Origin of the sequence: Alcanivorax sp., assembly GCF_051117345.1 — a bacterium.
Taxonomy (GTDB): Bacteria; Pseudomonadota; Gammaproteobacteria; order Pseudomonadales; family Alcanivoracaceae; genus Alcanivorax.
In genome coordinates this window covers 1-19266 of the sequence record NZ_JBNPEC010000229.1, presented here as the reverse complement: position 1 = coordinate 19266, position 19266 = coordinate 1, and the positions used below count along the sequence as shown (strand labels likewise).

The following is a 19266-nucleotide window of genomic DNA, read 5'->3' as shown; positions in this document are numbered from 1 at the left end:
TTTTTCCTACATCTTTCAGCGCTTACCGCACCTAGAATGCCGCCCTTTGGGCATTTGATTCATCTGGGGAATTTCATATGAAGTACCGCTTGATTGCCGCACTGGCTTCCACACTGGCCTGCAGCACCTTGTTCGCTGCAACCGCCTCACCAAGAGTTGTCGGCGGGGACACCGCTGACACCGGCTGGAACACACTGGTTGCATTGATTGATAAACAGAGAAAACAAGACGCCATCGATGCAGAGAGTCCCTTCCCGGTTGGTCAAGGACAGGTCTGCGGCGGCACCTTGCTGTCCCGGGACTGGGTGTTGACCGCCGCACACTGTGTCCGCTCCGGCATCGTTACCACCTCGGCCAGTGAACTCGAACTCCTGGTCGGTAGCCAGACTCTGGAGGTATCCCCAGATAGCCCACTCTTGCTGGACGCCGCGAATATCATCGTCCACGCCGGTTACAACGAAAATACGTTTGAAAACGATATTGCATTGATCCGGTTGGCAGAACCAGCCGATACAGGCACTGCGACTATCCAGACCGGGGTGCTGGCCAAGCTTGATACCGATAACGCCCTGGAAAACCTTGTCAGCTACGATGACATTCTCAGCGTATTAGGCTGGGGGATCGCCACTTATGAGGACCGGGACGCAGACCCTGATCTGGAACCCGTGGCATTTGTGGAGCTTCAGGAAGTAGCCCTGGACTATGTCACCAATGCATCGTGCCAGACCACCATTGATCTCTATACCAATGGCGACCAGATTCTGGATACCATGCTCTGCGCCAATGAACCGTCACCCGATGCTGGCGACCCTTTTGGCGAAGACTCCTGCCAAGGCGATAGTGGCGGCCCACTGTTCCTGACCAGCGCGACACTGAATGACAGCCCTCAGGTCGGCATTACCAGTTTTGGCTATTCCCTGGATGACAAATGTGGCGACCCGGAGATCCCTTCTGTCTACACCCGGGTCTCCCAATATCTCGACTGGATCGAACGACAAACCAGCCGTGAAAACCAGGAACTCCGTGACCTCACTATTGCTGATGGTGACAATAACTCTCAGGGGTTCGTGAACATCGATTTCCAGGTTCCTGTAGAAAACGCAGGCAGCCGAGGAGCAACTAATTTCTCGTTGGTCATTGAGCACCCTCCTGCATTCACCCTGACCCCCTCCGCAGCAGAAACCGGGCTGTCCTGCTCCCCTTCTGACAACGGCGTTACCGAATGCGTTTATGACGGCGAAGCCATCTCCGGCGGCTCAACCAAACCCTTGGCCTTTACAGCGGTTGATGCCAACAGCCAGAGCGGCATCGCTGTTCCCTTCCAGGTCTCTGTCGAGCTGGACAACAGCCGGGATTACCACCGCCTTAACAACAGCGGCACCGTCACCTTGCAACTGGGCCAGCCCGAGCTGTCCATTACCGCAGAACCAGTCTGTCTGTCCAACCGAAATAACGGCGTGGAAATGCGCATCGAAGCCAACGTGGCCAACCTGGACGATGTGATTGATTCCGTAGGCACTTTTGCCTTCGGCTCGCTACCAGAAGCGATCACTCTGGTCAGCAAGAGCAGTACATCCTGTACCGTGGAAGACGGTGACTACGAATGTCAGCTCGGCCTGCTGGAAGCCGGTGCAGAACAAACCTCAACCATTGTGATCAAGGCCGCAGCTGAAACCACCGAAACCATTTCAATCAATGTGGATAGCGATAACGGGACGCAGCTAGGCTCCGTTCTGCAAGCCAACGTTGCACTGGACTTCAGCCGTGAAGATCTTGAGGAATGCCCCAGTGTGGCGCCTCCCGCTACTCTGGCCCCGGGCGGTTCTGGCGGTGGCGGCGGCAGCCTGCCGGTTGGATTACTGTCCATGCTGATGCTGTTAGGCCTTTATCGCCGCAAAGCCTGAGCATCAACCTGAAGCACGAAAAGGGCCAGCCGTTGCTGGCCCTTTTTTATTGTCTGGATAATTTGCGACAATGCAGCCTCTTCCACAGTGAAATGTGCCCTTCACAGGTCGCATCCAGACCATGCCCAACCTCAAATGCCCCAGCTGCGACCTGCCCCTGCAACTCACCGGCAACAGCTGGCAGTGCGATAACGGCCATCGTTTTGACCGTGCCAAACGCGGCTATACCAACCTCCTACTGGCCCAGCACCGTCGCTCGCGTGCGCCCGGTGATGACAAGGCCATGGTGCAGGCGCGTACGTCATTTCTGGAATTGGGTCGTTATCAACCCCTGGCGGATGCCTTGCTGGCCGGACTGGACGAGGATGATCAGCCCTGGCTGGATATCGGTTGCGGGGAAGGCTGGTATACCTGCCAGTTCGCTCGCCGGCTGGGAAGCGATAACGGCGTGGGCGTGGATATTTCCAAGTTTGCCGTTGATGCGGCGGCCAAGCGGGACAAGGCGCTGACTTGGCTGGTGGCCAGTGGCGCGCGACTGCCGTTGTTTGATGCAAGTCAGCAACGCGTCTTCGTACTGTTCACCCGGCTCTTCACCGATGATATTGCCCGGGTGCTAAAGCCTGGCGGCGAACTGATTGTGGTGGGTACCGGCGAGCGGCACTTGCTGCCCCTGCGCGAGGCCCTCTACGACGAGGTACGCCAATCAAGTTTCGATGCCGGCAAGTTTCTGGATGAACGCTTTGTACAGATAGACAGCCAGGACATCCACCTGGAGTGGATTCCCGATGACGAACAGGAACTGCAGAATCTACTCGCCATGACCCCGCACCACTGGCGCGCCAAACCGGAGGCCAAGGCCGGTATCGGCAAACTCGCCGGCAAAACCATGAATGCGCACTTTGTGATTCAACGGTGGGAGAAGCAGAGAACAGTGAATAGTGAATAGTGAACAGTTGCGCGGAAAACGCTTGCTGTATTCATAGCAAAGAAGCCGCGCCCAGGGGCTGGGCGCGGCTTCTTGCGTTTAAGAACAGAAACGACACTGCGCGCGTCGCTGTTAACTATTCACTGTTAACTGTTAACTCTCCCCAGCACCGTATCCAGATACTCCAGAAGATGGTTAGCATTGCTCACTGGCGCCCGGTAGGCCAGGTGCCCATCAGGGCGCATCAGCCACATTCTCGGGCCCTCGCCGAACGCTTCGGCAAACTCACCCTGATGATCCCGCCAGATACGGATGGTGCCTTCCCGGGGGATTTCCTCCACCGGCGTCTCTCGGGTCACGACTACGGTCAGATGAACGCGCTCACGGTATTCCTGACCCAGACGATCGCTGAGCGCATACAGCACCAGCCGCTCTTTATGGCTCGGGCTCTCGCCCAATTGCAGCAACAGGTGATGAACCGGCTTGCGCAGCAGATCGTGGAGCTGATGGAGGTGACCGGTACGCACGGAGCTCAAGGCGGCGTCAGGCAGGCGGTCGCCGGGCAGCGGACCGCGATGCCGCCAGCCCAGTTCCGCTTCCGGGCCACAACCCACCAGCGGCGACTGCCGGTAATGCACGTCCAGCTGGCTGGCAGTGCGCAGCAGGCGCCGGGTCAGCCCGGGTCGGCCGCCGGCCATTTTCAGCAGGGAATCGCGGGTGCGGCGCAGCATGGGCAGCTTCACCAACGAGGCCCGCGATAACATGTCCACCCCGTGCAGCATTTTCTCCGCCACCGGTTTGCGTTCCTGCTCGTAACTGTCGAGCAAAGCTCCGCTGCCATAGCCCTTGAGATAGAACGCCAGTTTCCAGCTCAGATTGAAGGCATCGGCCAGGCCGGTGTTCATGCCCTGGGCGCCCAGCGGGCTCTGCACATGGGCCGCATCGCCGGCCAGGAATACCCGATTGCGGCGGTAGTGATGGGCCAGTCGTCGTTGCACCGAAAAGCGGCTGATCCAGCGGGGCTCGCCCAGATCCGGCGTCTCGCCAAGAATAGGCGTAAGCCGATCCGTAAAGGGCTGCAGGCTCAGCTCACCTTCCCAGGCTTCATCCCGGGCCATGATCAACCGCCAGCCTTTTGGTAACGGCAAGGCAATCAGCAGACCGTCTTCCTGCAGGAAACCATGGGAGCTGTCACTGCGCCAGGGCCCCTGCCAGTCCACGTCCGCCAGCAGGAAATGCTCGTCGTAATCGACGCCATTGAAGCCGATACCCAACTGCTGGCGTACGGTGGAGCCGACGCCATCGGCCCCGACCAGCAAGCCACAGGTGACCGTTTCCACCTCGGCGCCCTGTCGCACCCGGGCGCGGACACCAGCACCATCCTGGGTGAAATCCAGTAATTCAGTTCCACGGATCAGCTCGCCGCCAAGACTGCGATAGCGTTCTGTCAGGGCGGCTTCCACATCGGACTGGGGGCAGCTCAGCACCCAGGGATACGGGGCATCCAGGGTGGTCAGATCCAGCTCAAACAGGAAGCCCTTGTCACCATAGACAGACACCGCCCGCATGGTGCGCGAGGCCTTGCGGATTGGTGCCAGCACTTCCAGGGCAGCAAAGATTTCCAGGGTGCGGGCATGCAACCCCAGCGCCCGGGACCAGGGTGACGGTTCGGCGAGCCGATCAATAATGCAGCAATCAATGCCGTGTCGACGCAGGCCGATCCCCAGCGCCAGGCCGGTGGGGCCCGCGCCGATAATCAGGACCTGCGGTGTGCGGTTACCGGTAATGCCGATGTTACACTCTCCTCAGGGCGGCCCATCACAGGCAGCCCGATTTCCAATCCTGCCACATCCCAGAGTTCATTCATGGCACAGGCCTCACGCAAGATTATCCACGTGGACTGCGACTGCTTCTACGCCGCCGTGGAAATGCGTGATGACCCGACCTTGCGCCATCGGCCCGTGGCTGTAGGGGGCGACCCTCACCGACGCGGTGTTATCGCCACCTGCAATTACCCGGCCCGCCATTTCGGGGTGCACTCCGCGATGGCCTCTTCCCAGGCTCTGCGACTGTGCCCGGAACTGGTGATTGTACCGCCCAACTTCGACAAGTATCGCAAGGTCTCCACACAGATCCATGACATCTTCCGCCGTTACACCAGCCTGATCGAGCCCTTGTCGCTGGACGAGGCGTTTCTGGACGTGAGCGCCAGTGAGCAGTTCGATAATAGCGCAACCCGGATTGCCGACGCGTTAAGGCAGGATATTCGCCGGGAACTGGGGATTACCGTGTCTGCCGGCGTGGCGCCCAACAAGTTTCTCGCCAAAGTGGCCAGCGACTGGCGCAAGCCAGATGGACTCTTTGTGATTCCGCCAGCCCAGGTGGAAGCCTTCGTCGCCGCCCTGTCGGTGAAAAAGATTTCCGGGGTGGGACGGGTTACCGCCGAACGCATGGCCGGGCTCAACCTGCATACCTGTGGCGACCTGCAAGGCATGAGCCGGCTGGAGCTGTCCCAGCACTTCGGCAGTTTCGGCGAACGGCTCTATCACCTGAGTCGCGGGGAAGATAACCGGCCCGTACAAACAGGGCGTCGTCGCAAGTCTGTGTCCGTGGAGCGCACCTACGACAAGGACCAACCCGACCTGAATGCCTGGCTGCGGGAGCTGGATGGTCTGCTGGAAAAGCTCAAGACCCGCTTCGCTAAACTGGACCAGCATTACCTGATCAGTGGGCTGACCGCCAAGGTGAAATACCAGGATTTCGTCAGCCTGAGCTGCGACAAGGCCGGCGACGACCTGGACCCGGCCCATTTCGAGGCGCTTCTGCGACAGCTATGGGAACGCCGCCAGGGCCCCGCCCGCCTGATCGGTATCGGCGCTCGCCTGCGGGACCTGAAAGCCCCGCAGCAGCCGGACCTGTTTCCGGAAGAAAGGGAGAAAGCGTTGCGGCAGCAACGTAACCGGCTGTGAAAATCAGCTGCAAGCGACAAGCTTCAAGCAACAACACGAACCGAGCTATTGCCAGCGAAGAGACCCCAGAGCCGCGCTTTAAACGTAACAAGAAATCCGGGGCTATCCAGGGCCGACCACATCTCAGGCCATTTTACCTGCTCTCAGCGCGAGACCGGAGATCACGAATTGGCACCACGCGATCTCCGTGTTGAAGCTTGCCGCTTGTAGCTTGCAGCTTTCTCAATGCACACGCTGACAGACGCGACTGTGCAAATCCGAAGGAATCAGCCCGTCCATCAGTTCCCGGCCCCGGCGCTGTACCGGCTCCATCTGGGCGTCCAGATAGGCATCCAGAGTGGCCACGCAATCGGCGCAGCGGTTCACACTATCCCTATCCGGGTGTTCGGACGCGGCCTTCACCGCCTGTTCCAGCTGATTCAGATATTTGAGCAACATGCTTTGCTCCCGATAAAACCTCATTAACGGGCCGGCATTCTGCCGGTTCCCAATCGACCAAGTATGGCGACCCATGAAGACAGCCAGATGACATAGATCAACCATGCACTCAGTGTGCCAGACTTGATAAAGATTGGGACGCCTGCGGCGGCGTGGCGTTCCCGGCAAATTGTAAAAGAGTCTGTCGTGCCCCCGGGACGTGGGGTTTGCAACTCTTCACTCACAGGGATTGCCATCTGGGGTACTCTTGGCAGATATCGCTGTCTTTGGGATAGGCAGCGACGGCTTGAGCACCCCGTGCTCAAGCAAGGTTTGCGCCTCCAGAGGCGCCCCCTGCAGCGGCTTGGTAGCCGCACGGGCTGGCTTGCAGCCTCCGAATAACGATTATTTTGCGACGGACCCGACCCTATGACCGACACGGTATCCACCATTGTTGCCCCGGAAGGCAGCCTGGAAGTCCTCAGCCAGCACGAAGTCGAACGCCTGCGTGACACCTCCGGTAGCGGCCTGCACGAGTTACTGCGCCGTTGCGCCCTGGCCGTGCTTAACTGCGGCACCCCCACCGACGACAGCCGCCAGGTGCTGGAGACCTACAGGGATTTTGATATCGAAGTAATTCAGGAAGATCGCGGGCTGCGGCTCAAGGTGGACAATGCCCCCGCTGGCGCCTTCGTGGACGGGCGTATGATCCGCGGCATCCGCGAACACCTGTCTGCCGTGCTGCGCGATATCGTTTATGTGGCCAACGAAATCCAGAATAACGATAGCTTCAACCTGAGCAGCAGCCAGGGCATCAGCAATGCGGTGTTCCATATTTTACGCAACGCCGGAGTACTCAAGGCCGGCGCCTCACCGAACCTGGTGGTGTGCTGGGGCGGCCATAGCATTTCCCGGGAAGAATACGATTACAGCAAAAGCGTGGGCTACCAGCTCGGCCTGCGCCACAAGGATATCTGTACCGGCTGTGGCCCCGGCGCCATGAAAGGCCCCATGAAGGGCGCTCACGTGGCCCACGCCAAACAACGCTTCAAGGGTGGCCGTTATCTGGGTATCTCCGAGCCGGGCATCATCGCTGCCGAGGCCCCCAACCCCATCGTCAACGAACTGGTGATCATGCCGGATATCGAGAAACGGCTGGAGGCATTTCTGCGAGTGGGCCACGGCATCATCGTCTTCCCCGGCGGGGTCGGCACCACCGAGGAAATCCTTTATCTACTCGGCGTGCTACTGCACCCGGACAATGCCGACATGCCCCTGCCCATGGTGCTGACCGGGCCGGCCAGCAGCGCCGACTATTTCCACCAGGTGGATGCCTTTATCCGTTACACCCTGGGAGACCAGGCCGCCGAGCGCTACCAGATCATCATCGACGACCCGGAAGCCGTGGCCCTGGCCATGTGCGTAGGCATCGACCGCCTCACCCTGTTCCGCCGTGACAACGACGACGCCTTCTACTTCAACTGGCGCCTGAACATTCCCCTGGAATTCCAGCAACCCTTCGAGCCCACCCACGAGGCCATGGCCAGCCTGGATCTCAGCCCCAACCAACCGGTCCACCTGCTGGCCGCCAACCTGCGCCGCGCCTTCTCCGGCATCGTCGCCGGCAACGTGAAGGAACAGGGCATCCACGCCATCGAACAACACGGCCCCTATCGCCTGCACGCCCCGGGCGAGCTGATGACCCATCTGGATGAGTTGCTCAAGGCGTTTGTGGTGCAGCACCGCATGAAGCTGCCGGGCAGTCATTACGTGCCGTGTTATGCGTTGGTGGGGTGAAGGAAGCTGCTAGCTACTAGCGGCGAGCTACTAGGCAAGACTCCCTCCCGTAGGCGCGTCGCTGGCGGCGCGATTACAGGAGTTGCGAGAAGCGGGTTTCGAAAATCAAAACCCGAAATTCGTAAAAGACAGATTCTCGCTTTTTGCAACTCGAAACTCGTACCTCGAAACTGATGTGTCGCCCCGCCAGCACCGCAGCCGCAAAAACGAAAAAGCCCCGGAATCCCGGGGCTTTTTCGTTTCACTCGTAGCGCGAAGCTAGTCGCTCACAGCTGCTCTTACCGCGGCTGCATGCGAATGCCGCCATCAATACGGATGGTCTCGCCGTTGAGGAAGCTGTTCTCGATCATGTGGCAGACCAACTGGGCGTATTCTGCCGGGTTACCCAGACGCTTGGGGAACTGGGTCATTTCGATCAGCGGCATTTTCACCTTGTCCGGCGCAGCGTTCATCAGCGGGGTGTTGAAGATGCCCGGGGCGATGGTGTTGCAGCGGATACCCAGCGGCGCCAGATCGCGAGCGATGGGCAGGGTCATGCCGACCACGCCACCTTTGGTGGCCGCGTAAGCTACCTGGCCAACCTGGCCGTCAAAGGCCGCCACGGAAGCCGTGTTCACGATCAGGCCACGCTCGTTATCTTCACCTGGCTCATTCTCTGCCATGGCAGCAGCGGCCAGACGGGCCACGTTGAAGGTACCGATCAGGTTGATCTTGACCACCATGTTGAACACGCCCAGATCATGGGGCTTGTTCTCACGACCCACGGTCTTCATGGCGGAACCCACACCGGCACAGTTCACACACACATGGATGGCACCGAATTTTTCCACGGTGGCGTCGATAGCCGCCTTAACAGACTCCTCGTCGGTCACGTCGGTCTGCACAAACGCCGCATTGGCACCCAGCTCCGCCGCCACTTCCGGACCACGCTTGTCGTCACGGTCCAGGATCATCACCTTGCCGCCCTTGGCAATAATGGCTTCAGCAGTGGCCTGGCCCAGACCAGACGCGGCGCCGGTAATCACGGCGACTTTATCGGTAATATTCATATGCTCTCCTTGTGGTGAAAGGGCATGGGCTGTTGCCGCGCCAACAGCAGCAACCCATTACAAATGCTGTCCCGCAGTATACCCACCCCGTTCACGCGTCACATTGTTGCTTTCGCTCAAAGTGGGTGCCAATCTTTGACAACCGGCCAGGAGGGAAAACCTTGCCAGATACCGCCAGACAGGACGCCTGCGCCACACTGATGGCGCGCTACCAGCGTATCCGGGCTTTCAGCGAACAGCTTTGTGACACCCTGCTCACCGAAGACATGGGGCTGCAGGCCTGCGCCGACGTGAGTCCGCCACGCTGGCATCTGGCCCACACCACCTGGTTCTTCGAGACCTTTCTTCTCAAGCCTAACCTGCCCGGCTACCGGGTGTTCGAACCGCAATTCGAGTATCTGTTCAACAGCTACTACAACGGCATTGGCGAACAGTTTGCCCGCCCGCAACGTCACCTGTTGTCGCGTCCCACCGGCGAGGAAGTCCATGCCTGGCGACAACAGGTGGATCAGGCCATGGCTCGTCTTATCGAAGCACAACCGGCTCTGTCAGGCCAGGTAACACTGGGGCTCAACCATGAGCAACAGCATCAGGAACTGCTGCTCACGGACCTGAAATACAGCCTTTCCTTCAACCCCCTGGCCCCCATCATCGGTCAGCCTATCGCCACAGCGGAACACGCTGCACCGTTGAGTTTCCAGTCGTTCAGCGGCGGCTTGGTGGAAATCGGCACCTCTGGCCATGACTTCGCCTTCGACAATGAGACTCCCCGCCACCGGGTCTGGCTGGAGCCGTTTGCACTGGCCAACCGGCCGGTTACCAATGGCGAATTCCGCGCCTTTATCGAGGATGGCGGTTACCGACGACCGGAATTATGGCTGTCTGACGGCTGGGCCTGGGTGCAGGCGGAACATAGCCAGCGACCTCTGTACTGGCACGAGGGTCTTGACCAGCACTTCACTCTGGCAGGGTTACAACCGCTACATCCGGGTCAGATTCTTGCTCACGTGAATTACTACGAGGCGGATGCCTATGCCCGCTGGGCCGGCAAGCGTCTGCCTACGGAACAGGAATGGGAGCACGCGGCGGCAGCGCAACCACTGGAAGGGCATTTTGTGGACAACGGTATCTACCAACCCGGTCAGGCCCGCGATACGGTCTTGTCCCACCTATTCGGTGATGTCTGGGAATGGACCGCCAGCGCCTACCTGCCCTACCCGGGTTTCCAATCTGCAGCCGGGGCAGTGGGCGAGTACAACGGCAAGTTCATGTGCAACCAGATGGTACTGCGCGGCGGCTCCTGCGCCAGCAGCCGGGATCATTTGCGGGCCAGCTATCGTAATTTTTTCTACCCCCATCACCGCTGGCAGTTCAGCGGCATCCGGCTTGCGGGAGACCCGTCTTGAACCAGCAACAGCTCGGCCCCAACCTGACTTTTTTCGACCTGCACCCACCCACCACCGACATGCTTGCCGAAGTCAGTGAGTCCCTACAGGCGCCGACACCGACGCTGCATCCCAAGTTCTTCTACGACGAAACCGGCTCCACCCTGTTCGACCAGATTACCCGCACCCCGGAGTACTACCCCACCCGTACTGAAGAGAGCTTGCTGCGTCGCTACGCCAAAGAGATTCATGCACGGCTGGAGGGCATCCACACCATCGCCGAACCCGGTGCCGGCAGTTGTGAAAAGGTGCGGGTATTGCTGGATGCCTGGCAACCGAGCCATTACATGCCACTGGAAATATCCCGGGAATGCCTGCTTGGCGCGTCACGGCGCCTGGCTGACGATTTTCCGCAGATTCATATCAGCGCCGTCTGCGCGGATTATTGCCAGGCCATGGCCATGCCGGAGGGCTTGCAACAACCGGGTCGTCTGGTCTTTTTCCCCGGCTCCACCATCGGCAATTTTGAACCTGCACAACGCGCCACGTTCCTGCGCGGCCTGCGCGAACTGGCCGGTCCCGGTGGCTCGCTGTTGATCGGCGCGGATCTGCAGAAACCCGCCGAACAACTTCATGCCGCCTACAATGATGCCGGAGGACTCACTGCCGCCTTCAATCTGAATGCCCTGCACCATCTGAACCGGGAACTGGATTGTGGTTTCGATACCGACACCATGCGCCACCTGGCGTTCTACAACAGCGCGCAAAGCCGTATCGAAATGCACCTGGAGTGCCTGCAGGATCAGCACATCCGTCTTGGCGACTCCAGCCTGACACTCACCGCCGGTACCCGTATCCACACAGAAAATTCCTACAAATTCACCGTAGAAGGGTTTTCCGCCGAACTGGCCGCCGCCGGTTTTACCCCTTCGGCCTGCTGGACCGATAACAGCAATCTGTTCAGTCTGCATCTGGCCTGTGCCTGACCAAAAGCACACAACGGCCCGCAATCACCAGCCATACCGGCCCGAAACGCACGCCAGGCGCCGGCCAAGACCGCAAAGACTGTAAAACTACCCACTTTGATATCAGCGAATAGTGTGAACTGGCACTGGTACCGTTATACTGAATCGCGTTTTTTTGCCGATTCAGTCTTCGAAAGAATAAAAGGGGTCACGGGCCACCGTGGCGTAGGGAGATCGGATGCTCGAACTGATCAGCGCGGCTCGCCGTCGTAAACGGCCGCCCACACACCAGCTGTTTGATGTTGTCACCCAGGAGTACCGGGTGGGGTTGCTGGATATTGACCTGAACATGCATCTGAACAATGCCAAGTACCTACGGTTCATGGATCGCTGCCGGCTGGAACATGCGGTGGTTACCGGTCTGCTCAACCGCATGATCGAAGCGCGTTGTAATGGCGTGGTAGCCAACACCGAGATTTCCTACATCCGCGAACTGCGTCCGTACCAGCAGTTCCAGGTACACACCCGCATTCTCGGCTGGGACGACAAGTACGTGTACTACGATCAACGCTTCGAATCCCAGCGCAAACTGCACACCCATGCCCTGCTGCGGGTGGCCAACGTCTATGGTGGCAAATCCATCAGCCCCCAGACCCTGCAGGAAATCACCGGCTTCAACCAGACTTCCCCGGCCTTGCCGGAGTATGTGGAACAGTGGAAGCGACTGCTGCAGACCAAACGGCGTTTGACGGAGAGTGACTAGTTACGAGCTGCTAGCTACTAGCTAAAACCACCCACACCGTAGGAGCGGCGTCTGAGCCGCGAACCGGGCGCCGAAAGATCGCGAACACGTATAGGCCTTTCGAGTTCGGTAATGCCTGATCGCCCTACGGACGATTTCCTCGCTACGCGAGGTTCGCGGCTCGAGCGCCGCTCCTACAGTCACTTCGTAGAAAAGTTACCCCTCTCCAGATAGCAAAAGCCCCGGCATGCCGGGGCTTTTTGTTTTGCTAGCAGCTAGTAGCTAGCCACTCGCAGCTATCATTATTCCGTCGCATAAGTATGGAACGGCGCCCAGCGCGGTACCTGGCTGTCCTTGCCGGCATAGTAAACGCCGGGCTCATCCAGACGCAGGTCGGCGATTTCGCGCAGGGCCACAGCACGGGGGACCTGCTGCAACGGCCCGGCCTGCTGGTAGTTTTCCGGGTCGGCGACCAGTTCTTCCATATCCAGCGGACGGGTTTCCGAGTAGCGGAAGTAGTAATCCTTGCCGCCTTCCACTTCCAGCGGCATCTCGAACACCATCTTCAGATAGAGCACACTGAGCGGTCGGCGAGCATAGAAGTCGTGGGTACCAGCGGGCAATTCCAGCCAGCTGTAGGCGCCGGCCTTGAGGCCGAACAACTGGGAAGCGTCCAGGAAAAACACCGGCGCCTGCACTTCTTCATAGCCCCAACGGGTAATCGGACGATAGATGTAGACCATGGCATTACGCGGATCCAGCGTGTCCATGGGTTTGAACGTCTTGCCCTGAGGGGCATGGATGAAGGCACCGGGGGTCGAAGGGACACCCACACCAAGGCTGGAACATCCCGAAAGCATCCACAGGCAAGCTGCCAGCAACACAGCCAATCGCATTATTATTCTCCAGTGATGCCGCTTCCCGTTAGCTCGGGGCGACCCTGTTTATTATTCAGCGCAAGATAATGCTTATGAAGGTGCTAACTATGGCCGATTTGCGGGTATTGCTCAAGATTAAGCGAGGGAACCTCTGAATAACTCCTTGCATGCTCAGCGTGACCTGAAGCGTGCAACTGTTGTGTCTTGTCTCGATGGTCAGGGTGGTTCCCTTTCCGAGAGGCAAGGCGCAGCAGATGTGCGCTTCAGGCCACGCCCTTCGGGTCTTCCAGGCTGGCCCGCACTCGTTGTTGCGCTTTTTCGATGTATGGACATACACCTTCAAAAGCGCGCCTAGATTGCGAACCAGCCTGAAAGACTGAGTACGCAAGGAGTTATTCAGAGGTTCCCTAGTGCTCAAAATCCCGCCAAGTGGTTCGTCTCTCCTCTCCCTTGCCCCGCCTTTTCTGCTAATCTTCCGTCATGGCAGTCAATCGCATCCACACCCCCTGTATCGGCGTCTGTTCCACCGTCTTCGGTGATACGGTCTGTCGTGGCTGTTGCCGCTTCAGTCACGAGGTGGTGCACTGGAATGGATACACCAACGAAGAGAAGCAGATCGTCTGGAAACGGCTGAATCTGCTGCTCTGCCAGGTGGTGGACAACTATTTCGTGGTCACCGATGCGGACCGGTTGGCGGCGGAGATGGACTTTCAGAACCTGCGCTACCAGACCCAGCTTTCCCCCCAGGGCTGGGTGCCGGAGCTACTCAAGGCCGCCGGTAAGCAACAAATCCCTTATGACCGCTTCGGCCTGCGCGCCTTGCCCCCGACCCAGGGCCTGCTGCCCCGGGAGCTCTACGATCAGATCAGTGCCGAATGCCACGCCCTGGCTCAGGCCCACTACGACCGCTCCTTCGCCCGACCAGTCACCCTGGTAGCCGAACTCACCGAGCTTGCCGCCCGGGAGAAGGGGTTGATCTAACAACGAGCTACGAGCTTACAGGTTTTAGCTCGTAGCTAGAGGCTAGTAGCTAGCAGCCATCATTTGTCCCCAAATGACCCTTCCAAAAATACATCAGCCAATGGCACAGTTTCGGAATGAATATTCATTCAACCTCTGAGTGAGGCTTGCCATGCCCAGCACTGCCCGGGTTACCCCGGTCGATAACAAGGAAACGCGCAAACGCGAACAAATCATCCAGGCCGCCTTGCGGGTATTTGCCGAGCATGGCCTGCATGGCACACCGGTACCTCCCATCGCGGCAGAAGCCGGCGTGGGGGTGGGCACCCTGTATCGTTATTTCGACAGCAAGGAAGCCCTAATCAATGCCGTGTTCCGCGACAGCAAGCGGCAACTTCACGACCGCCTGCTGAGCGGCCTGGATTTGATGCATCCCTCCCGCAGCCTGTTCGATAACCTGTGGGCCCGTCTGACGGCCTTTGCCCGCGACGAGCCGGATGCGTTCCAGTTTCTGGAAATGCAGGATCACCACAGCTACCTGGATGCGGAAAGCCGCCATCAGGAACAGGCCCTGCTGATTCCCCTGGGAATCATGGTGGTCATTGGCCAGCGCACCAGCCTGCTCAGCAACACCATGAAACCAGACCTAGCCATCGCCCTCTTCTGGGGCGCCTTTGTGGGCGTCTTCAAGGCGGAGCGGCTGGGTTACCTGACTCTGGATGACGACGACCTGAAACGGGCGCGGGATGCCTGCTGGCTCGCCATCGCCAATCACGACACCCCTCATTACGACAACAAAGGCACGCAACCATGAAACCCCGTCATGTACTGATTACCGGCGGTGCCGGCGCCATCGGCGGCCAGCTCGCCGGGCAGTTTCGTCAGCACCACCCGGAGGCTCACATCACCCTGGTGGACCTGAATGCCGAGGCCCTCGCCCAGACCGCCGACAGGCACGGCGCCCAGGCGGAAACCTGCGACCTGACCGATATCGATGCCCTGCCCGCCTGGTGGCAGTCGCTGGTGGACCGTCGCGGGCCGGTGGACGTGCTGATCAACTGTGCCGGCATCATGGACATCATGAGCATCACCGGCACCGGCTGGGAGCAAGGCAAGCGTCTGCTGGATATCAACTTCACCGCTCCCATGCGGCTCATGGACCTGGCCCTGCCGGCCATGGTGGAAGCCCGTCACGGCTGCGTCATCAATGTGGCCAGCATGGCCGGGCGCGTGCCGATTCGTGGCTGCAGCTATTACGGCGGCGCCAAGGCCGGCATCGGCCTGGCCTCGGAAATTGCCTGCCTGGACCTGAAGAAACAAGGCGTGAATGTGATCACCGTCTACCCGGGCCCAATCCATTCCGGCCTGGAAAGCCATGCCCGCAGCCAAGTCAAGAAAGGCCCGGTGTCCCGCTATATCCCCACCGGCAAACCGGAGGTGCTGGCCGAGCGCATCTACCGCACCTTCCGCAAGGGTGGCGCGCGAGTGATCTACCCGGATATCTACGCCTTGGCCAAACAGGTGGCCAACCTGAATCTGACTAACCGGGCCATGGATTTCTTCAGCCCGCAACCGAACCAATAACCACGGACACTGCCATGACACAGCAAGCCAACACTCCCATTCATGACGTCCTGATCGTGGGCGCCGGCATCAGCGGCATTGGCCTGGGCATTCGCCTGCGTGAAGCCGGCTTCGATAACTTTGTGATCCTGGAAAAAGCCGCCGACCTGGGCGGAACCTGGCGGGATAACACCTATCCGGGTTGTGCCTGCGATGTGCCCTCGGCGCTGTATTCCTATTCCTTCGCCCAGAAACCGGACTGGAGCCGGGCCTTCGCCGGGCAGGCGGAAATCCTCGACTATGTGCGCGACACTGCTAACCGCCACGCCATTCCCGACTTCATTCGCTTCAATCAGGCGGTAGAACGGGCGCAATGGCGGGAAAGCAAAAACCTCTGGGAAGTGCAGACCGGTGATCAGCTCTATTTGGCCCGCACTGTGGTCGCCTGCTCCGGCTACCTGCACGAGCCGATTGTCCCGAACATTCCCGGTCTGAAGGACTTTCAGGGCAAGCTATTCCATTCCTCCCGCTGGGACCATGACCACGACCTGAGCGACGAACGGGTGGCGGTGATTGGCACCGGCGCCTCGGCGATCCAGTTTGTGCCGGAAATCCAGCCGAAGGTGCAGCAGCTGAGCCTGTTCCAGCGCACCCCCCAGTGGGTGCTGCCTAAACCGGACCATTCCATTCCCAAAATCGAGGAAAACTTCTTCCGCTTGCCGTTTACCCTGAATGCCTGGCGCAAGATGCTTTTTGGCGGCTTTGAGACCTTCGGTATCGGCTTTCGCAAACCCGCGCTGCTGCGGCAGATACAGAAACTGGGCGAGGCGCATATCCGCCTGGCCATCAAGGATCCGGCCCTGCGCGACAAACTGACCCCGGATTACACCCTGGGCTGCAAGCGGGTACTGATGAGCAACAATTACTACCCCGCGCTCAATCAAGACAACGTGGACGTCTTCGCCACCGGCCTGAAAGAGGTCCGTGGCAACACCCTGGTCGGACAGGACGGCAGCGAATGCGAGGTGGATACCGTAATTCTCGGCACCGGCTTTTTCGTCACCGAGCCGCCCATTGCCGACCACATTTTCAATGATGCGGGGGAGTCACTCAGCGAAATGTGGAAAGATGGCATGCAGGCTTACCGTGGCACCACCATTGCCGGGCTACCCAATGCCTTCATGGTGCTGGGCCCGAATCTGGGGATCGGCCACAACTCCGCCTTTATCGTCATCGAGGCGCAGATCAACTACATCCTCAGTACCCTGCACACCATGCGCGATCAGCAACTGAGCCGGGTGGAAGTGAAAGCCGACAGCCAGAAAACCTACAACCGCAAGGTACAGAAAGACCTGCAAGGCACCGTCTGGAACACCGGTGGTTGCTCCAGCTACTACCTGGACAAGAACGGTTTCAACAGTGTGGGTTTCCCCTGGAGCACCCTGGAAATGCAGCGCTTGCTCAAAGACTTTGATGCGGAAAGCTACTCGATCACGCCCGCGACCCAACCCGTCTTCTAATGTGAACAGGCCCGAATCATGACAAACAGCAACCCATCCCCTCGCCGCGCCCTGGTTCTGGGCTGCGGTGGCGTCGCCGGCGGCGCCTGGTCCATTGCAGCCCTGCACCATCTGGAGCAGCAACTGGACTGGGACGCCCGCGAAGCCGATATCCTCATCGGTACCTCGGCAGGCGCGGTACTGGCCACCCTGCTGGGTAGCGGCGTCAGCGTGGCCCAGTTGCTGGCCTGCCAGCAGGGAGCCAGCGAACAATGCCGCTGGGATCATGACCATGACAGCGGCGGCGCCCTGCCCCCCCTGCCCGGCGCCAGCCTCACCGGTGCCCGGCTGGTACTGAAAGGCTTGCGTGGTGAAGTCTCACCACTGACCGCCTTCTGCGGCCTGCTGCCGCGGGGTCAGTTCGACATGGCGCCCTTCCGGCGACTGATCAACGACGCCACCGCAGGGGCAGACTGGGTAACCCACCCCGCCACCTGGATCATGGCCGTGGATACCACCACCGGCAAACGGGTGCCCTTCGGCAAAGGTGGCACCCCGCAGGCCTCCATTGCCGATGCAGTCTGCGCGTCCTACGGGGTCCCCTTCTGGTGTCCACCGGTGAGCCTGGGCAACCGCACCTACATTGACGGTGGTGTGGCCTCCCCCACCTCAGCGGATCTACTGGTGGACAGCGCCGTAGACGAAGTGATCATTCTCGCGCCCATGGCCTCACGGCAACCGGACAAGCCTCGCTCGCCCCTGGCCGCCATTGAGCGCCGGGTACGACGCTACATGACCGGCATCGTGGATCGGGAAGTGAGTAAACTGGAAAAGGCTGGCAAGCGGGTAATTCGTCTGGAGCCCAATGCGGACGACCTGAAAGCGTTTGGTTTCAACATGATGGACCCGGCACGACGGCGCCAGGTGCTGGACACAGCGTTAATGACTACGGCCGTTACCGTGCAGAACACGCTTTAGCCTGATCACAGGAGGGGGGGTCGCCGAGCGGCTCCCCGGTACGTCTACAGCGAATCCACCGCTGCGATCAGGGATGCCTTGATCTCATCCAATGAACCCTGTGCAGCCTCGCCCTCTGCGTGGATTAGCCCACCTAACACCATCGCTCCGGCCGCCAACGCCACCAGCGCCAGAAGGCGCACACGATCTGCCTCAAGCTTCCTGCCCGGCGGAAAGTCACCGGGTTTGCGATTTCTGTCTTGTGTATGCACTCGCATAATGACACCTCCCCTTTTGTTCTACCCGGGACGAGGCGAACTCGCAAGTGCTGCCTGAGCAGACTGTTAGGCGATCAGAGAGCATTCCGGGCAAAACCGCAGGGTGCGGAAATACAGCTTGGCCACTGGCAAGGCATGAATACAATGCAAGAAATCGCCCAGGTAAATGCGCTGGTCATGTTCCTTGGGCAGATGCTGGCAATTTACCGTGTGGATTTCCCAGGTCTCATCGTCGGCCTTGATCTTACTGAGGTAATACCGCATACCCTTCCCCGATTAGCGGATTCGACAGGGGGGCATATTAGGGAAATGAGACTTGAGCGGAATGAAAAGAAAGTAAAAACTGGCAAGAAATGAAATTAACTTTATAGCAGGCTTGGGCAGTGTCTGGCGGAATGAAAAAATAGCGTAACCATCCAGAGCTAAACCTCAGCATGGATCTCAAGTGACCCTCTTCAGGATGCCCGAAAAAACAAAAGGCCGTAACAGCAATGCTGTTACGGCCTTTCTTTGAGATGGTGCGCCAGGAGGGAGTTGAACCCCCACACCTCTCGGCACCAGAACCTAAATCTGGCGTGTCTACCAATTCCACCACTGGCGCAATCGGCGGCTATTCTAGCAGGCTAATCGATAATTACCAGCAGGATCAGCCCCCCTGGAGAATCCGGTAAAGCGCCTGCAGATCTTTATCGATTTTGCCCACCTTGCCTGCCAGAGCGGATAACTCGGCGCTGTTGTCCGGCGCCGGTTGCGACGTAGAGATCGCTGCCGCTTGTGGCCGGTCAGCCAGGCGACTGATCCGCGAAGACAGGCCTTGCAGCTTGCTGTCCATCTCGTTCAGGCGCGTCGCCAGCTCGGCCCTTTCGCTATCGCTGATGCGCTGTTTGGCCATGGCCACGGTGAGCCCGCGGACCTTGGCATTCAGGTCGTGCAAATCGTCACGCAGGCTGTTGACCAACTCATCGCCAGGAGCCGCTT

18 protein-coding genes and 1 tRNA gene are annotated in these 19266 nt (G+C 59.4%); 12 read left to right on the top strand and 7 right to left on the bottom strand.

Translation table 11 applies throughout. The annotated features are described in order from the left end of the window. The first annotated feature begins 77 nt into the window (after window positions 1–77). Both ACFE0K_RS14785 and ACFE0K_RS14780 read left to right on the top strand, forming a co-directional pair. Entirely contained in the window at window positions 78–1904 is a 1827-nt protein-coding gene (locus ACFE0K_RS14785; RefSeq protein ID WP_434536785.1) for a serine protease, read from the top strand. 121 nt (window positions 1905–2025) lie between these two features. After that, window positions 2026–2850 (top strand): putative RNA methyltransferase, encoded by an 825-nt coding sequence (locus tag ACFE0K_RS14780; RefSeq protein ID WP_434536784.1) that lies wholly within the window; start codon window positions 2026–2028, stop codon window positions 2848–2850. Between the two features lie 125 nt (window positions 2851–2975). On the opposite strand, the gene ACFE0K_RS14775 is transcribed toward ACFE0K_RS14780, so the two are convergent. Next, window positions 2976–4583, bottom strand: coding sequence for an FAD-dependent monooxygenase (locus ACFE0K_RS14775; RefSeq protein WP_434536791.1), 1608 nt, complete (start codon window positions 4581–4583; stop codon window positions 2976–2978). Between the two features lie 111 nt (window positions 4584–4694). Here ACFE0K_RS14775 and dinB point away from each other — a divergent pair, with 111 nt between their 5' ends. Continuing rightward, entirely contained in the window at window positions 4695–5798 is a 1104-nt protein-coding gene (gene dinB, locus ACFE0K_RS14770) for a DNA polymerase IV (protein WP_434536783.1), read from the top strand. A 222-nt stretch (window positions 5799–6020) separates the two neighbouring features. On the opposite strand, the gene ACFE0K_RS14765 is transcribed toward dinB, so the two are convergent. Then, window positions 6021–6236, bottom strand: a complete 216-nt coding sequence (locus tag ACFE0K_RS14765; protein ID WP_434536782.1) for a hypothetical protein — start codon at window positions 6234–6236, stop codon at window positions 6021–6023. Window positions 6237–6644: 408 nt separating this feature from the next. Between ACFE0K_RS14765 and ppnN the strand changes: the two genes are divergently transcribed. Further along, complete coding sequence (gene ppnN, locus ACFE0K_RS14760) at window positions 6645–8012, top strand: nucleotide 5'-monophosphate nucleosidase PpnN (RefSeq protein WP_434536781.1); 1368 nt, start codon at window positions 6645–6647, stop codon at window positions 8010–8012. Between the two features lie 278 nt (window positions 8013–8290). Here ppnN and ACFE0K_RS14755 read toward each other — a convergent pair whose 3' ends face one another. Next, window positions 8291–9061 (bottom strand): 3-hydroxyacyl-CoA dehydrogenase, encoded by a 771-nt coding sequence (locus ACFE0K_RS14755; RefSeq protein ID WP_062816786.1) that lies wholly within the window; start codon window positions 9059–9061, stop codon window positions 8291–8293. A 161-nt stretch (window positions 9062–9222) separates the two neighbouring features. On the opposite strand from ACFE0K_RS14755, the gene egtB reads away from it, so the two are divergent. The 3 genes from egtB to ACFE0K_RS14740 all read left to right on the top strand — a co-directional run bounded on the left by egtB (window position 9223) and on the right by ACFE0K_RS14740 (window position 12174). Further along, window positions 9223–10467, top strand: coding sequence for an ergothioneine biosynthesis protein EgtB (gene egtB / locus ACFE0K_RS14750; protein WP_434536780.1), 1245 nt, complete (start codon window positions 9223–9225; stop codon window positions 10465–10467). Then, window positions 10464–11432, top strand: coding sequence for an L-histidine N(alpha)-methyltransferase (gene egtD, locus ACFE0K_RS14745; RefSeq protein ID WP_434536779.1), 969 nt, complete (start codon window positions 10464–10466; stop codon window positions 11430–11432). Before egtB ends, egtD begins: the two co-directional genes overlap by 4 nt. 217 nt (window positions 11433–11649) lie before the next feature. After that, a complete protein-coding gene (locus tag ACFE0K_RS14740; protein ID WP_434536778.1) occupies window positions 11650–12174 on the top strand; it encodes an acyl-CoA thioesterase in 525 nt (174 codons plus the stop codon). A gap of 281 nt (window positions 12175–12455) precedes the next feature. Here ACFE0K_RS14740 and ACFE0K_RS14735 read toward each other — a convergent pair whose 3' ends face one another. Next, complete coding sequence (locus ACFE0K_RS14735; protein WP_434536777.1) at window positions 12456–13049, bottom strand: DUF2846 domain-containing protein; 594 nt, start codon at window positions 13047–13049, stop codon at window positions 12456–12458. Window positions 13050–13511: 462 nt separating this feature from the next. Between ACFE0K_RS14735 and ACFE0K_RS14730 the strand changes: the two genes are divergently transcribed. From ACFE0K_RS14730 to ACFE0K_RS14710, 5 genes are all read left to right on the top strand, one after another. Beyond that, entirely contained in the window at window positions 13512–14012 is a 501-nt protein-coding gene (locus ACFE0K_RS14730) for a DUF1289 domain-containing protein (protein WP_434536776.1), read from the top strand. Between the two features lie 151 nt (window positions 14013–14163). After that, a complete protein-coding gene (locus ACFE0K_RS14725) occupies window positions 14164–14805 on the top strand; it encodes a TetR/AcrR family transcriptional regulator (protein WP_434536775.1) in 642 nt (213 codons plus the stop codon). Beyond that, window positions 14802–15575 (top strand): SDR family NAD(P)-dependent oxidoreductase, encoded by a 774-nt coding sequence (locus ACFE0K_RS14720; RefSeq protein ID WP_434536774.1) that lies wholly within the window; start codon window positions 14802–14804, stop codon window positions 15573–15575. The genes ACFE0K_RS14725 and ACFE0K_RS14720 overlap by 4 nt, the downstream gene beginning before the upstream one ends. A 14-nt stretch (window positions 15576–15589) precedes the next feature. Beyond that, window positions 15590–17074 (top strand): flavin-containing monooxygenase, encoded by a 1485-nt coding sequence (locus ACFE0K_RS14715; protein ID WP_434536773.1) that lies wholly within the window; start codon window positions 15590–15592, stop codon window positions 17072–17074. Window positions 17075–17092: 18 nt separating this feature from the next. Continuing rightward, on the top strand, window positions 17093–18031 hold the full coding sequence (locus ACFE0K_RS14710) for a patatin-like phospholipase family protein (RefSeq protein ID WP_434536772.1): 939 nt from the start codon (window positions 17093–17095) through the stop codon (window positions 18029–18031). Window positions 18032–18354: 323 nt separating this feature from the next. On the opposite strand, the gene ACFE0K_RS14705 is transcribed toward ACFE0K_RS14710, so the two are convergent. The 3 genes from ACFE0K_RS14705 to ACFE0K_RS14695 all read right to left on the bottom strand — a co-directional run. Then, window positions 18355–18552 (bottom strand): hypothetical protein, encoded by a 198-nt coding sequence (locus tag ACFE0K_RS14705; protein WP_434536771.1) that lies wholly within the window; start codon window positions 18550–18552, stop codon window positions 18355–18357. Window positions 18553–18804: 252 nt separating this feature from the next. After that, window positions 18805–18889 (bottom strand) — tRNA-Leu (locus tag ACFE0K_RS14700). A gap of 45 nt (window positions 18890–18934) precedes the next feature. Then, window positions 18935–19266 (bottom strand): hypothetical protein (locus ACFE0K_RS14695; RefSeq protein ID WP_434536770.1); only part of this gene is annotated, 332 nt, incomplete at its 5' end.